This window comes from Nocardiopsis sp. NPDC050513 (assembly GCF_044457925.1).
Classification (GTDB): domain Bacteria; phylum Actinomycetota; class Actinomycetes; order Streptosporangiales; family Streptosporangiaceae; genus Nocardiopsis.
In genome coordinates, this window is the sequence record NZ_JBITHK010000012.1 from 60,509 (window position 1) to 75,210 (window position 14,702).

Consider the following 14,702-nt stretch of genomic DNA (forward strand, 5'->3'; position numbering starts at 1 on the left):
GACGCCCGCCAGATGTGACACCGGGCACACGCCAAGGGCGGGCGAACCGGGACGGGGCGGGACGGAGCGCGGTCACGGGTCCGACCGTGTCCGCCGTTCGTCCCGGGCAGGCGGTGACGCGTGGACTAGGCTGGACGGGTGGCGCCGGACCCGTGCGAGGGCGGCTCCGACCGGACACGACGAGCAGCGACCGGGAGCGGGATGACAGACCAGCAGCGGGCCTCCGGGGAGACCGCCGGGCCGACCGGGAACGGCGACGGGGCGGACACGCCCAGGGTCACCGAGGACACCGTCGAGGCGCTCGTACGGTCGCAACTGGCCAAGGCCCTGGGGGGCAAGCGCGGCATGGTCGAGACCGCCGTGCCCACCCTCGCCTTCACGCTCTCCTATATCGTGCTGTCCGACCTGCGGCAGTCGATCATCGCGGGTGTGGTGGCCGCGCTGCTGCTGGGCGCGGTCCGCCTGGTCCAGCGCTCGTCGGTGCAGTACGTCCTCACCAGCCTGTTCGGCATCGGCATCGCGGCGGTCTTCGCCATGCGCAGCGGCGAGGCGGCCGACGCGTTCCTGCCCGGCATCATCTACAACGCGGTCTACGCCGTGGTCCTGAGCCTGTCGGTCCTCGTGCGCTGGCCCGCGATCGGCCTCATGATCGGCCCGTTCATCGGCACCAAGGAGGACTTCACCTCCTGGCGTGCCGATCCCGCCGTGGTCAGGCTGTCCTCCCGGCTGACGTGGCTGCTGGTCCTGCCGTGCGTGATCCGCGTGATCGTGCAGTATCCGCTGTGGCTGCTCGACCACTACGACGTCGCCGACACCTTCGCCCTTCTCGGTCTGGCCAAGGTCGGGATGGGATGGCCTCTCCAGGTGGCCGCGTTCGCCGCCATGGTGTGGGTGCTGGCCCGGGGCCGGACCCCTCTGGACAACGGCGCCGCCGCCCGGCCGGAGGACCCGGACCAGGGCGGCGACGCGCCCTAGCCGCCCTGGTCCGGTTCGGTGTCGTCGACCGGGCCGAGCAGGGCCTCCAGGGGCCCCAGCGCCTCCGGTTCGGCGAGGAAGACCACGGTGTTGCCCACCGACAGGGTGCGTGCGGGGTCCGGCGGGCGCACACCGCCCGGACCGACCACAGCGACCAGTGCCACGCCCTCGGGCAGGCGCCCGGTCAGGGCGCTCTCCGGCCCGCCCGCGAACGGGCTCGCGGCGTGCAGCACGGATTCGGCGATCTCGGCGCCCGGCAGCGGCGGCAGGGCGCCCTCCCCGTCCAGCTCGTCGTCGGCGACCCCCTCGACCAGGTCCGCGATCAGCCGGGGCGGGGAGACCGCCAGGTCCACGCCCCACGACTCGTTGAACAGCCACTCGTTGTCGGGCTCGTTGATCCGGGCGATCACCCGGTCCACCCCGAACTCGGTCTTGGCCAGCAGAGACACCACGAGGTTGACCTTGTCGTCGCTGCTGGCGGCGATCACCACGTCGGCGTCGCCCAGACGGGCGTCCTCCAGGCTGGCCAGCTCGCACGCGTCGGCGAGCAGCCACTCCACCTGGGGGAGGTCGTCGACGCCGATCGCCCGGGTGTCCCGGTCGATCAGCAGCACGTCGTGGCCGCTGGCGGCCAGTTCGGTGGCGATGGAGCGGCCCACGCTGCCCGCTCCCGCGATGGCGATCCGCATCTCACTCGTGTCCCGTCTCGTCGCCGGTGTCGAGGCGCAGCCCGTCGAGGTCGCGGCCGTGCGCGACCACGTGCAGGACGTCGCCCCCGGCCAGGGGCTCGTCGGAGCGCGCCAGCAGGATGGAGCCGTCGCGGGTCAGGTACACGACCCGGACCGGTGCCCGTTCCTCCAGGTCGGCCACGGTGCGCCCGGCCCAGTTCGGGGGAAGCGTCAGTTCGTTCATGGCCAGGGTGCCGGAGGCGTCGTGCCACTCGGGCCCGGCGGCCAGCCGCTCGTCGCCGGGAACCATGCGGCGCAGGATCGTGTCCGCGGTCCAACGCACCGTCCCCACGGTCGGGATGCCCAGGCGCTGGTAGACCTCGGCGCGGCGCGGGTCGTAGATGCGCGCGACGACGTGGGGGACGCCGTAGGTCTCGCGCGCCACCCGGGCGGCGATGATGTTGGAGTTGTCGCCGTTGCTCACCGCGGCGAAGGCTCCGGCGTGGTCGATGCCCGCCGCGAGCAGGACCTCCCGGTCGTGCCCCACACCCCGGACCGCGTGCTTGGACACCGCGCCGCGCAGCCGTCGGAACGCGTCGGGGTCCTGGTCGATCACCGCGACCGAGTGCCCCAGGTCCACCAGTGTGTGCGCGAGGGTGGAGCCCACCCGCCCACACCCCATGATCACGATGTGCACCTCGCCCGTACTCCCGTCGAGATCGCCGTTCGACCCGGTGGACGCCGCGCGCCCACGCTCTCACCTTGGCACAGATCGCACCGACACGCGCGTCCGCCCCGGGAACCGACGCCCGAGGCCGGGGCCGTCCGGGAGGCCCTGCCGGTCGGCTAGATTGGATGCGGTTGGTGGCTGTGCGCGCAGGGTCACCGGTGTACCCGGCCTCTCTTCCGAAGGACTTCCCCATGACCCGTGTGGGCACCGAGCTCGAACTCTCCGTCGACGACGTCGCGCACGGCGGATGGTGCGTGGGGCGCCACGACGACCAGGTGGTCTTCGTCCGCCACGCCCTGCCCGGCGAGCGCGTGCGGGTGCGGATCACCGAGCGGACGTCGCGCTTCCTGCGCGGCGAGGCGGTCGAGGTGCTCGCGGCCTCCCCGGACCGGGTCGAGGCCCCGTGTCCGTTCGCCGGGCCCGGGAGGTGCGGCGGGTGCGACTGGCAGCACGCCTCGCTCGACGCCCAGCGCCGGATCAAGGCCACGGTCGTCGCCGACCAGCTGCACCGCATCGCCGGGATCGACCGCGAGGTCGTCGTCGAGGAGCTGCCCGGGCACCCCGACGGCCTGGGCTGGCGCACGCGCGTGCGGTTCGCCGTCGACGCGGACGGGCGCCCCGGGCTGCGCCGTCACCGGTCCCACGACATCGAGCCCGTGGACGAGTGCCTGATCGCGCACCCCGGTGTGACCGAACTGGGGGTGACCGACGCCGTCTGGAAGGACGTCCGGGACGTGGAGGCGGTGGCCTCGGCCAGCTGCGCCGACCGCGCCGTCGTCGTGACCCCCGCCCGCTCCAAGTTGGGCCCCCTGCCCGAGCTGAAGGCCTCCAGCGCCGTCCTGCGGCGGTTCAAGGGGGGCAGGGTCCAGTCGGTGCGCGGACGCCGCGGGGTGCGGGAGACCGTGGCCGGACACGAGTACCGGGTCAGCGCGGGAGGCTTCTGGCAGGTCCACCCGGCGGCGGGGGAGGTCCTCACCGAGGCGGTCATGGACGCCCTGGCGCCCAAGCCGGGGGAGACCGCCCTGGACCTGTACTGCGGCGCGGGGCTGTTCACCCGTCCGCTCGCCGAGGCCGTGGGCCCGGAGGGACGGGCGATGGGCGTGGAGAGCGGCGCCGAGGCCGTGCGCGACGCGCGGTACAACCTGCGGGACCTGGAGCAGGTCAGGGTCGAGCAGGGCGACGTGGCCGCCCAGATGCGTGAGTGGGCGGACGTGCGCGCGGACGTGGTCGTCCTTGACCCGCCGCGGGCCGGAGGCGGCGCTGACGTCGTGCGCCTGATCGCGGGCACCCGGCCGCGCGCGGTCGCCTACGTCTCGTGCGACCCGGCCACGCTCGCGCGCGACCTGGCCGCGTTCGACGCCGAGGGGTACGCGCTGGTGGATCTTCGCGCCTTCGACGCCTTCCCGATGACCCACCACGTGGAGATGCTCGCCGTCCTGGAGCCCGTGCACAAGGCGCGCCGACACCGTTCCTGACCGCCCGCGGCCCGGGGGACGCGGTCCCCCGGGCCAGCGGGTCTAGCGTCGCCGTTCGGGGGCGCGCAGCACCGCGAGACCGAGTGCCAGCACGGCCATGCCCGCCCAGGAGAGCGCGGACAGCCGCTCGCCGACCACCAGCACCGCCAGGAGGGCGGCGACCGCGGGCTCGGCCAGCGTCAGTGTGGTGGCGACCGACGCCGGGGTGTGCCTGAGCCCCGTCCCGAACAGCCGGTAGGCGACGAAGACGGTGAGCACCGCCAGGTGCAGGGCGACCAGCGCGCCGCTGGCCGTGGCCAGCCACGCGGTGCCCGCAGCGAACAGGACCGGCAGCGTCACCAGGCCGCCGCCCGCGAACAGCGCGCCCATCACGGCCCCGGACGCGTGGCCCCGCCGGATCAGCGATCCGGCGATGACCGCGTACAGCGCGTAGGACGCCCCGGCGACCAGGGCCAGGAGCACGCCCACGACGTCACCGTCGGCGCCGTCGGCCTTCGAACCGAACACGAGCACCGCGCAGCCGGCCACCGCGGCGAGGGTGGCCGCCGACCACCGCCGGGTGGGGCGCACCCGTTCGGTCCACCAGATGAGCAGCCCGGAGAACACCGGCGCGCTGCCGAGTGTGATGACGGTCGCGACCGCGACCCCGGCCCGGTCGACCGCGGGGTAGAAGGACAGCGGGTACCCGGCGACCGCGAGGGCGCCCAGGGCGAGCGCCCACCGGGTGCGGTTGTCGGCGGCCCGGGCCAGGGCGAGCGACCCGCGCCCGGTCAGGAACAGCAGCAGGCCGCCCAGGGTCAGCCCCGCGGCCCCGACGGCCGCCGCGTGCGCGCCGTCCGGCGCGAGGGAGCTCGCGGTGCCCGTGGTTCCCCACAGGACGGCGGCGCCGAGGACGGGCAGGGCACCGCGGGCCGGACGGCGGCGCGCGGGCAGGGTGGTGTGGTTCGACACAGTCGTGGACTCTCCGTCGTCGATGGTTCGGGGACCGGCGACGGGCGCACGACGGGGAGGCGTCCCGGCTCATGGGCAGGGGACGCCGTGTGGATCAGGACTGGTCCGTGCGCCCGTTCAGGCGCACGGAGGTGGCAGGACGCGGTGCCAGTGGGTGTTCACGGGCCCCATCCTAGACGGGCCCGAACCGGAGGGAATGTCCCGAGTGTCGGCGTGTGTCCGAACTCACCGCGAGCCCGGACCCGGGTGAGCGGTCCGTAGCGAGTGCGTCACCGGCGGGCAGCGCCGGGGCAACCGCGCCCTCCTAGCGTCGGCGGTGTCCGCGCACCCGTGCGAGAGGAACACCCCCCGTGAACGACGACGTACGCGTCCGCAGACCGCGCTGGATCACCCGCTGGGACCCCGAGGACGCGGCCTTCTGGGAGCGCACCGGCCTCTCCGTCGCCAGCCGGAACCTGTGGTCCTCGATCGTCACCGAGCACCTGGGCTTTTGCGTGTGGAGCCTGTGGTCGGTGCTCGTCCTGTTCATGACGCCGCAGACCGGCTTCGCGCTCAGCGCCGAGCAGAAGTTCCTCCTGTTGTCGGTCGTGGCCCTTGCGGGCGCCGTGCTCCGCGTGCCCTACACGCTGGCCACGGGCCTGCTGGGCGGGAGGACCTGGACCGTGGTCGCGGCGTCGTTGCTCGTGGTGCCGACCGTGGCCGCCGCCCTCCTGCTCACCCGGCCCGAGACGCCCTATCCGGTGCTGCTGGCGCTGGCGGCGACCGCGGGCCTGGGGGGAGGGAACTTCGCCTCCTCCATGGCCAACATCAACCACTTCTTCCCCGAACACCACAAGGGTCTCGCCTTGGGGCTGAACGCGGGGGGCGGCAACATCGGCGTGGCCACGGTGCAGTTCCTCGGCCTGGCCGTGCTCGCCGTCCTGGGCGTCCACGCCGGTCGCCTCCTGCCGCTCCTCTTCCTGCCGCCGGTGCTCCTGGGGGTCTGGGTGGCCTGGCGGTTCATGGACAACCTCGCGCCCGCGCGCTCACGGGTCCGGGACCAGGTACGCGCGTTGCGCGAACACCACTTCTGGATCCTGTCGCTGCTCTACCTCGGAACGTTCGGGTCCTTCATCGGGTTCGGCTTCGCGTTCGGGGTCCTGCTGCAGAGCGAGTTCGGCCGCGAGCCCCTGGAGGCCGCCTCGATCGCCTTCCTCGGTCCGGCCGTCGGCTCCCTGGTCCGTCCGCTCGGCGGGTGGCTCGCGGACCGGCTCGGCGGCGCCCGCGTCACGATCCTCTCCTTCCTCGGGATGGCCCTGGCCGCCGTCCTCGTCGTGCCGACCCTGGCCTGGTCGAACGCGGCGCTGTTCACCGTGCTGTTCGCGGCTCTCTTCGCCCTCACCGGCGTCTGCAACGGGTCGACCTACAAGATGGTCCCCGCCGTCTACGCCGCCCGGAGCCAGGACCTCGTGGCCGCGGGCCATCCCCCGGAGTGGGCCCGTGCCGAGACCAACCGGATCTCCGCGACCCTGCTCGGGCTGATCGGCGCGGTCGGCGCCCTGGGCGGAGTGGCCGTCAACCTCGTCCTGCGGGAGTCCTTCGGCCGGATGGACTCGGCGGTCCCGGCCTTCGCGCTCTTCTCCGCCTTCTACCTGGTCTGCGCGGCCGTCACCTGGGGCGTCTACCGGCGGCGTCCCGGGACCCGGCTCGACCGGGGGCCGTCCGCGCCCCGGGGACGGGGTCAGCCGCAGGTGTCGGCGTTCTCCGGGGGGAGGTCGACCTCGGGCTCGAAGTAGTACTCCGGGTCGTGGAGGGCCCAGTCGTCCGCACCGGCCACCCGGTCCCCGTCCTCGGATACGGGGATGTCGAGCAGCGCGGCCAGGTCCGCGGTCCGCCCCTCCGCCGAGGAGAACGCGTCCCAGTGTTCGGCCAGGATCCGCGCCACGCGTCCGTCGGGCAGCTCCCCCAGGGCGCGTGCCACCGCGAGGTCGGTCACCGAGGGGCCGAGCGTGGCCAGCTGGTAGCTGACGCTCTGCGACTGGAGATCGTCGGGGACGTCGTCGGCGACCGTCGCCAGCCAGACCATGAGGGGGAGCCGAGCCTGCCCCGTCGCCCAGCACGGCTCCGTGAAGAACTCCGGGAAGCCGAAGACCGCCCGGGCGGCGCCGCTGGCGAGGTCGGCCCGGAAATACGGGTCGCCGACGGGCCCCACCGGGTACGTCACGACGCCGCGCCCCCCGGGCGCGTCGAAGTCCCGGTCGAACGACTGCCCGTCCTGCCAGACCACCGGCAGGCGGTCCCCGGCCGCTTCGGGCAGCAGCGCCATGGGCGGGCCGAGTGTGTCGTGCCACCCGTCGACCAGGCCCTCGAACCCCGGCAGCGGACAGTAGGTGATCCCCTCCCTGACCTCGCAGCTCGCGGTGCCGTGCAGGGCGCTGTCGGGGAACCCGTGGCCCCACCCGTAGACCGTGTTGGCGTAGACGGGCGTGGCCACGGCGCCCGTGGCGAGGACCGCGCACGCCCCCGCGGCGATCCCGCGCGCCGTGCCCCGCCGGGGCCGGGCGGTCAGCGCGACCGAGACGAACAGCCCGACCAGCAGGACGGCGTAGAGCAGGTACAGCGCGGAGAGCACCGTGATGCTGGGCGACCGGGTGGAGAACGGGTCGAAGCTGAGGGTGGCCAGGTCCTGCACCCGGTAGACCACCTGCGGGCCCGCGGTGGCCAGTGCCGTGTCCAGGTACAGGTAGTAGGCGGGGACGATCACGACGGGGACGATGAGCTGGGCGTACGAGCGCGTCCACATCGCTGCCGCGACCGAGGCGGCGGGCCCGCACAGGGCCAGGGCGAAGGGGACCGCCTGGGCGTACGGGCTGACCTCCCCGGGCAGGGGGCCCTGGGCGACCAGACGGCAGAGCGCGACCATGGCCGCCTGGCACACCGCGGTGACCAGGGCGGCGGCGACCATGAGGGAGAGCAGCCGGCCGGTGCGGCCGAGGGGCGCGACGACGGCGCCGGAGTAGCGGGCCTCGCGCACCGCGGGGAAGGTGGTCGCGGCGAACATCGTGACGGCGACGGCGAGCGCGGCGGCCTCCGTCGCGTTGGTCACGTCCAGCGCGGTGGGCCAGGAGTATCCGACCAGGGCGGCGCGGACCAGCAGCGCCGAGACCGCCGTCCCCAGGTACAGCAGGGGCTGGAGGAGGATCCGCAGGACGTTGAAGCCGGTCAGCCGTGCGAACGCCGCGACGCGCCTCACGCCGCCTCCCGTTCGACACCGGTGAGCAGCAGGTAGGCGTCCTCCAGGGTGGGCTCCACACGGGTACGCGTGCCGTCGTCGACCGGTCCGGTCCCCTCGGGGGTGAGCACGCGGTAGCGGCCGTCCGCCAGCCGCCACGTGGTGACCCCCTCGCGCGGGCGCTCCCACTGCACCCACACCCGGCCCTGGGCCCGCTCCACCAGCTCGCCCGGCGTCCCGTCGAACGCCACGCGGCCCCGGTCGAGGCACACGACACGGCGGCACAGGGCCGCCACGTCCTCGATCTGGTGGGTGGAGAGCACGACGGTACTGCCCGTCGCCAGCTCGGACACCAGGCTGCGGAACCGGATCCGCTGTTCGGGGTCCAGGCCGATCGTCGGCTCGTCCAGGAGCAGGAGTTCGGGGTCGCCGAGCAGCGCGCAGGCCAGCCCCAACCGCTGGCGCATCCCCCCGGACAGGCGGCGCACCCGGCTGTGGCGCCGGTCGTACAGGCCCACCCGCCGCAGGCTGCGGCGCACCTCGTCGTGGCGGGCCCGACGCCCGCCCAGCTCCTTGAGGCACGCCACGTAGTCCACCAGGCCGAACGCCGTGAAGTGCGGGTAGAACTCGGGGTTCTGCGGCAGGTAGCCGAGGCGCCGCCGGATCTCGGTGCGGTCTCCCGCGCGGAGCGGGTCGCGGCCCAGGAGGCGCAGCTCGCCCTGGCCGGCGTCCAGGTCGGTGGCCAGGCACCGCAACAGGGTGGTCTTCCCGGCCCCGTTCCGTCCCAGCAGGCCGGTGACTCCCGGCCCCAGGTCGAGGTCGACGCCGTCGAGCGCGCTCCGGGTGCCGTAGCTGCGGGTCAGGCCGCGCGCGCGGACGACGGGCACGGTCGGGTCGGTCACGAGGTCCTCATTCTGGAACGGAGCAGGAGGGTGCCGACCAGGGCGGCCAGGGCCGAGGCCCACCAGGGCTGCGCGTGCGGCGCGACCATGGCCAAAGGCGTGAGGTGGTCGGCGCCGGACAGCATCGCCAGGCACAGCAGCCACAGGAGCCCCACGGCACCGCTGGCCAGGCTCAGGTGGACCCATCGGCACAGCACGAGAGACCCGGCGACCAGCGTCAGCGCGGGCAGCAGCCAGAAGACCGCCGACCACGGGGTGGTGGGCACGGGCATCAGCAGCGCGGCCAGGGTGCACAGGATCACCGCGGGCACCAGGACCGCGCACGTGCGCAGGAACAGGAGCCGCTGCCCGGCCATCGGCGTGATCGAGGTCAGGGTGTGCGCCGGATCCACGCCGCGGCCGTAGGCGAGCGCCACCCCGGCCAGGGGAACGATCGGCGCGGTGAAGTAGAACACGAGCGATCCGCTCGGCAGCGCGTGCGCGGCGTACAGGGCGCAGACCAGGACGAGCACCGTGGACATGAGCCAGGCCCGGTACAGCTGCGGCGTGGCGGCCAGCAGCTTCACGGTCCCGTCACCCAGTCCGACCGAGCGCAGCAGGCGCTCGACCGGGTGCGCGCGGGGCCGGTCCACGACGTCGCGCAGGTCGGACCAGCTGCGTTCGATCCAGTCCTCGTCCACCGGCAGGAGTCCTCGGCAGGGCGCGCAGTGCGTCAGATGGGCCTCCACGGACATCGCCATGACGTCGTCGGCGGTGTGGGACGCGTACGCGCGTATCTGGGCAGGGGTCAGGTGCCAGGTCATGTCAGTGCCTCCCGCAGGCGCGCCTTGGCGCGCATCACCCGTGTCTTCACGGTTCCTTCGGGGATCTGGAGAATCTGTGCGGCCTCCCGCACGGTGAGCCCGTCCAGGACGGTGGCCTGGATGGCGGCGCGCAGCTCCGGTGACAGGGAGTGCAGGGCGGCGCCCAGGGGACCGTGCTCGATGTTGAGCAGGACCAGGTCCTCCGCGGAGGCGTCGCCGATGGTCTCGTAGGGCTCGGGGTCGACGTCCGCGATCCAGCGGTTCGCGCGCTTGCGCAGCTGGGAGATGAGCTGGCGGATCGCGATGGTCCACAGCCACGCCCCCGCGTCGGTGTCGCCCGGTCGCGGCGTGTACGAACCGGCGTTGCGCCACACCGCCAGGAAGGTCTCCTGGAGGGCGGCGTCGAGCTGGTCGGTGTCCGAGCACCGGTAGCGCAGCCGCGCCCGCAGCCACGGAGCGTGCCGGCGGTGCAGGATCTCCAGTGCGTCGGACTCCCCGGCGGCGACGGCGGCCAGCAGCTCCGGGTCGGAACTGTCGGGGCCATAGGACGGCGCGCGGCGGCGCGAGCGGCGGAACAGCTTCACTGGCGTTCTCCGGGGATGTCTCGGTCTAGGGGCCCGGGAGGAATCGGAGTCTCCCACACACGGCGGACGGGGGCAGAGCGGTCACCCCCTGGGACGGTGTCCCGCACAACCGCGGTGATGGTGAGTTGTGTCACACGTGCCGCCGGGTCCTCCTTTTCGGCCGCACCCGCGCGCCGGATGTCCGTACGCGCTCGGGGGTGGGAGAAAATGGGGCGTATGCGCCTGAGGATCTTCCTTGAGCCCCAACAGGGGGCCACCTACGAGGACCAGCTCGCCGTCGCCCGCGCGGCTGAGGAGCTGGGCTTCGACGCCGTCTACCGCTCCGACCACTACCTGCACATGGGCGACCGCGTCAGCGGCCTGCCCGGACCGACCGACGCCTGGATCACCCTGGCGGGGCTGGCCCGCGAGACGTCCCGGATCCGGCTCGGCACGCTGATGACCGCCGCGACCTTCCGCTACCCCGGTCCGCTCGCCATCGCCGTCGCCCAGGTGGACCGGATGAGCGGCGGCCGCGTCGACTTCGGTTTCGGCGCGGGCTGGTACGAGGACGAGCACGCGGCCTACGGCATCCCCTTCCCGGTCGCGGCCCGCGAGCGCTTCGACCGCTACGAGGAGCAGCTGGACATCATCACCGGTCTGTGGTCCACACCGGTGGGGGAGACCTTCCGCTACGAGGGCAAGCACTACCGGCTGGCGGAGGGTCCCGCGCTGCCCAAGCCCCAGCAGGCCCCGCACCCTCCCGTGGTCATCGGCGGGACCGGTCCCAAGCGCACGCCGCGCCTGGCGGCCAAGTTCGCAGACGAGTACAACGTGCCGTTCGGCTCGGTCGAGGACACCTCCGCGGCCTTCGAGCGCACCCGGGCGGCGGTGCGCGCCTCCGGGCGGACCGCCCCCATGGTCTACTCGGCCGCGCAGGTCCTGTGCGTGGGTCGTGACGAGCCGGAGGTCGCGCGGCGGGCCGACCGGATCGGCCGCGAGGTCTCCGAGCTCCGGCGCAACGGGCTGGCGGGCACCCCGGACGAGCTGGTGGACCGGCTCGGGGCGTTCGCCGCGATCGGCGCCGAGCGCGTGTACCTCCAGGTGCTGGACATGTCCGACCTGGACCACCTGGAACTGGTGGCGGACAAGGTCGTGCCGCAGCTCGGCTGAGCGCGCGGGCGGTTGTCGGGGGGCGGCGTCGGGGCCCGGACCGCCGCCCGATAACTTGATATCGAGATACAAGTTGGATACCTTGACGTCAAGATAACAGCGGGACTCCCCCCGACCCGCTCCCGGTACGGGCGTGTGAACGTGACCGCGACGCCCGGCCCCGAATGGACGCCCGCGGTCAACGGACCGCCTGGTCCGCGGCGAGTGGTGTCGTCGCAGGTCAGCGTGGACGAGATGGATGCCGGGGCAGCGGAGGGCAGCCCCGTGGCTCTCCGAGGCCCCGGAATCCGGTGAGGGCGGCCTCAGTAACGCCCCGCGCCCGCCCGATCGGGCAGGATGCTGGGGACAGAGTGGCGAGATCAGGAGGCAGACACCGTGTCCGCGAACAGCTTCGGCGCCCGTGACACGTTGCGTGTTGGCGACGAGTCGTACGAGATCTTCCGGTTGGACGCCGTCCAGGGCGCCCACCGACTTCCCTACAGCCTGAAGGTGCTGCTGGAGAACCTTCTGCGCACCGAGGACGGTGCCAACGTCACCGCGGACCACATCCGCGCGCTGGGTGGGTGGGACGCCAAGGCCCAGCCCAGCCAGGAGATCCAGTTCACCCCCGCGCGGGTGATCATGCAGGACTTCACCGGAGTCCCCTGCGTCGTCGACCTCGCCACCATGCGCGAGGCCGTGCGCGACCTCGGCGGCGACCCGGACAAGATCAACCCGCTCGCCCCGGCCGAGCTGGTCATCGACCACTCCGTCGTGGTCGACCTCTTCGGCCGCCCGGACGCCTTCGAGCGCAACGTCGAGATCGAGTACGAGCGCAACTACGAGCGCTACAAGTTCCTGCGCTGGGGCCAGACCGCCTTCGACGAGTTCAAGGTCGTCCCGCCCGGCACCGGCATCGTGCACCAGGCCAACATCGAGCACCTGGCGCGCGTCACCATGAGCCGGGGCGGCCAGGCCTACCCCGACACCTGCGTCGGCACCGACTCGCACACCACCATGCAGAACGGCCTGGGCATCCTGGGCTGGGGCGTCGGCGGCATCGAGGCCGAGGCCGCCATGCTCGGCCAGCCGATCTCCATGCTCATCCCGCGCGTGGTCGGCTTCAAGCTCTCCGGTCAGCTCAAGCCCGGCACCACCGCGACCGACCTGGTGCTCACCATCACCGAGATGCTCCGCGAGCACGGTGTGGTCGGCAAGTTCGTCGAGTTCTACGGCGAGGGCGTCGCCTCGGTGCCGCTGGCCAACCGCGCCACCATCGGCAACATGAGCCCGGAGTTCGGCTCCACCGCCGCGATCTTCCCGGTCGACGACGAGACCATCCGCTACATGCGCCTGACCGGCCGATCCGAGCAGCAGGTCGCGCTGACCGAGGCCTACGCCAAGGCCAACGGCTTCTGGCACGACCCGTCCGCCGAGCCCGAGTTCTCCGAGTACCTGGAGCTCGACCTGGCCGAGGTCGTCCCGTCCATCGCCGGACCCAAGCGCCCGCAGGACCGCATCGCCCTGTCGGAGGCCAAGCCGACCTGGCGCCACGACGTCCACAACTACGTCTCCGACGACGAGGCGGGCGAGGAGTCCTTCCCGGCCTCCGACGCCCCGGCCACGACCGCCAACGGGCGCCCGCACCGCCCGGTCAAGGTCACCATGGCCGACGGCACGGAGACCGAGATCGACCACGGCGCCGTCGTCATCGCCGCGATCACCTCCTGCACCAACACCTCCAACCCGTCGGTCATGCTGGGCGCCGCCCTGCTGGCCAAGAAGGCGGTGGAGAAGGGCCTGTCCCGCAAGCCGTGGGTCAAGACCTCCATGGCCCCGGGCTCCAAGGTCGTCACCGACTACTACGAGCGCTCCGGCCTGACCCCGTACCTGGACAAGCTGGGCTTCAACCTGGTCGGCTACGGCTGCACCACCTGCATCGGCAACTCCGGCCCGCTGCCGGAGGAGATCTCCAAGGCGGTCCAGGACAACGACCTCGCGGTCACCGCGGTCCTGTCCGGCAACCGCAACTTCGAGGGCCGGATCAACCCGGACGTGAAGATGAACTACCTGGCCTCGCCGCCGCTGGTGGTCGCCTACGCGCTGGCCGGGTCCCTGGACGTGGACATCACCACCGAGCCGCTGGGCGTCGGCAAGGACGGCAAGCCGGTCTACCTGGCCGACATCTGGCCCTCCGCCGAGGAGATCCAGAAGGTCATGGACTCCGCGATCGCCTCGGACATGTACGAGAGCGCCTACTCCGACGTGTTCGCCGGTGACGAGCGCTGGCGCTCGCTGCCCACGCCGACCGGCAACACCTTCGAGTGGGAGGACGAGTCCACCTACGTCCGCAAGCCCCCGTACTTCGAGGGCATGGCCACCACCCCGGCCCCGGTCGCCGACATCGCCGGCGCCCGCGTCCTGGCCAAGCTGGGCGACTCGGTCACCACCGACCACATCTCCCCGGCCGGTGCGATCAAGCCGGGCACCCCGGCGGCCGAGTACCTCACGTCCCACGGCGTCGAGCGCCGCGACTTCAACTCCTACGGTTCCCGCCGCGGAAACCACGAGGTGATGATCCGGGGCACGTTCGCCAACATCCGCCTGCGCAACCAGATCGCGCCGGGCACCGAGGGCGGCTACACCCGCGACTTCACCCAGCCCGAGGCGCCGGTCTCGTTCATCTACGACGCCGCGCAGAACTACGCGGCGCAGGACGTCCCGCTGGTCGTCCTGGGCGGCAAGGAGTACGGATCCGGCTCCTCGCGTGACTGGGCCGCCAAGGGCACCCGCCTGCTGGGCGTCCGCGCGGTCATCACCGAGTCCTACGAGCGCATCCACCGCTCGAACCTCATCGGCATGGGCGTGCTGCCGCTCCAGTTCCCGGAGGGCCACTCCGCGGACTCCCTCGGCCTGACCGGCGAGGAGACCTTCTCCATCACCGGCGTGACCGAGCTCAACGAGGGCCGCGTCCCGAGCACGGTGAAGGTCAGCACCGACACCGGCGTCGAGTTCGACGCCGTGGTGCGCATCGACACCCCGGGAGAGGCCGACTACTACCGCAACGGCGGCATCCTGCAGTACGTGCTGCGCCAGCTCATCGCGAAGTAGTCGCGGTCCCACGACTCCGCCCGCGCCCACACGGCGCGCCGCGCGGTTCAACGGGGGCCGCCACCGTCCGACCGACGGTGGCGGCCCCCGCCTTCGTGGGCGGGGGAACGCGGCGGGACGGCCCTCACGGTCACTCCGGTCGTAGCGGTCACGTCACACGT

The 14,702-nt window shown here is 73.0% G+C and carries 12 protein-coding genes; 5 read left to right on the top strand and 7 right to left on the bottom strand.

Going from position 1 to position 14,702, the window contains the following annotated elements:
• Positions 1-201: 201 nt before the first annotated feature.
• Complete coding sequence (locus ACIBFB_RS20690; protein WP_397232478.1) at positions 202-975, top strand: DUF3159 domain-containing protein; 774 nt, start codon at positions 202-204, stop codon at positions 973-975.
• Here the strand turns inward: ACIBFB_RS20690 and ACIBFB_RS20695 are convergent.
• Entirely contained in the window at positions 972-1,664 is a 693-nt protein-coding gene (locus ACIBFB_RS20695) for a potassium channel family protein (RefSeq protein ID WP_397232480.1), read from the bottom strand. The genes ACIBFB_RS20690 and ACIBFB_RS20695 overlap by 4 nt on opposite strands.
• A gap of 1 nt (position 1,665) precedes the next feature.
• Positions 1,666-2,340, bottom strand: a complete 675-nt coding sequence (locus ACIBFB_RS20700; protein ID WP_397232482.1) for a potassium channel family protein — start codon at positions 2,338-2,340, stop codon at positions 1,666-1,668.
• 224 nt (positions 2,341-2,564) lie between these two features.
• On the opposite strand from ACIBFB_RS20700, the gene ACIBFB_RS20705 reads away from it, so the two are divergent.
• Positions 2,565-3,848: a class I SAM-dependent RNA methyltransferase gene (locus ACIBFB_RS20705; RefSeq protein WP_397232484.1), complete on the top strand. Its 1,284-nt coding sequence runs from the start codon at positions 2,565-2,567 to the stop codon at positions 3,846-3,848.
• 42 nt (positions 3,849-3,890) lie between these two features.
• Here ACIBFB_RS20705 and ACIBFB_RS20710 read toward each other — a convergent pair whose 3' ends face one another.
• Complete coding sequence (locus ACIBFB_RS20710) at positions 3,891-4,799, bottom strand: DMT family transporter (protein WP_397232486.1); 909 nt, start codon at positions 4,797-4,799, stop codon at positions 3,891-3,893.
• Between the two features lie 350 nt (positions 4,800-5,149).
• On the opposite strand from ACIBFB_RS20710, the gene ACIBFB_RS20715 reads away from it, so the two are divergent.
• On the top strand, positions 5,150-6,574 hold the full coding sequence (locus ACIBFB_RS20715) for an MFS transporter (protein ID WP_397232488.1): 1,425 nt from the start codon (positions 5,150-5,152) through the stop codon (positions 6,572-6,574).
• On the opposite strand, the gene ACIBFB_RS20720 is transcribed toward ACIBFB_RS20715, so the two are convergent.
• The 4 genes from ACIBFB_RS20720 to ACIBFB_RS20735 are packed head-to-tail and all read right to left on the bottom strand — an operon-like array spanning position 6,520 to position 10,299.
• The gene (locus ACIBFB_RS20720; RefSeq protein WP_397232489.1) at positions 6,520-8,031 is read right to left on the bottom strand and encodes a hypothetical protein; all 1,512 of its coding nucleotides are present in this window, start codon (positions 8,029-8,031) and stop codon (positions 6,520-6,522) included. The genes ACIBFB_RS20715 and ACIBFB_RS20720 overlap by 55 nt on opposite strands.
• Entirely contained in the window at positions 8,028-8,912 is an 885-nt protein-coding gene (locus ACIBFB_RS20725) for an ATP-binding cassette domain-containing protein (protein ID WP_397232491.1), read from the bottom strand. The genes ACIBFB_RS20720 and ACIBFB_RS20725 overlap by 4 nt, the downstream gene beginning before the upstream one ends.
• Positions 8,909-9,715, bottom strand: coding sequence for a zf-HC2 domain-containing protein (locus ACIBFB_RS20730; protein WP_397232493.1), 807 nt, complete (start codon positions 9,713-9,715; stop codon positions 8,909-8,911). The genes ACIBFB_RS20725 and ACIBFB_RS20730 overlap by 4 nt, the downstream gene beginning before the upstream one ends.
• A complete protein-coding gene (locus tag ACIBFB_RS20735; RefSeq protein ID WP_397232495.1) occupies positions 9,712-10,299 on the bottom strand; it encodes an RNA polymerase sigma factor in 588 nt (195 codons plus the stop codon). The genes ACIBFB_RS20730 and ACIBFB_RS20735 overlap by 4 nt, the downstream gene beginning before the upstream one ends.
• 216 nt (positions 10,300-10,515) lie before the next feature.
• Between ACIBFB_RS20735 and ACIBFB_RS20740 the strand changes: the two genes are divergently transcribed.
• Both ACIBFB_RS20740 and acnA read left to right on the top strand, forming a co-directional pair.
• Positions 10,516-11,451: an LLM class F420-dependent oxidoreductase gene (locus ACIBFB_RS20740; RefSeq protein ID WP_397232497.1), complete on the top strand. Its 936-nt coding sequence runs from the start codon at positions 10,516-10,518 to the stop codon at positions 11,449-11,451.
• A gap of 375 nt (positions 11,452-11,826) precedes the next feature.
• Positions 11,827-14,541 (top strand): aconitate hydratase AcnA, encoded by a 2,715-nt coding sequence (gene acnA, locus ACIBFB_RS20745; protein WP_397232499.1) that lies wholly within the window; start codon positions 11,827-11,829, stop codon positions 14,539-14,541.
• The last annotated feature ends 161 nt before the right edge of the window (positions 14,542-14,702 follow it).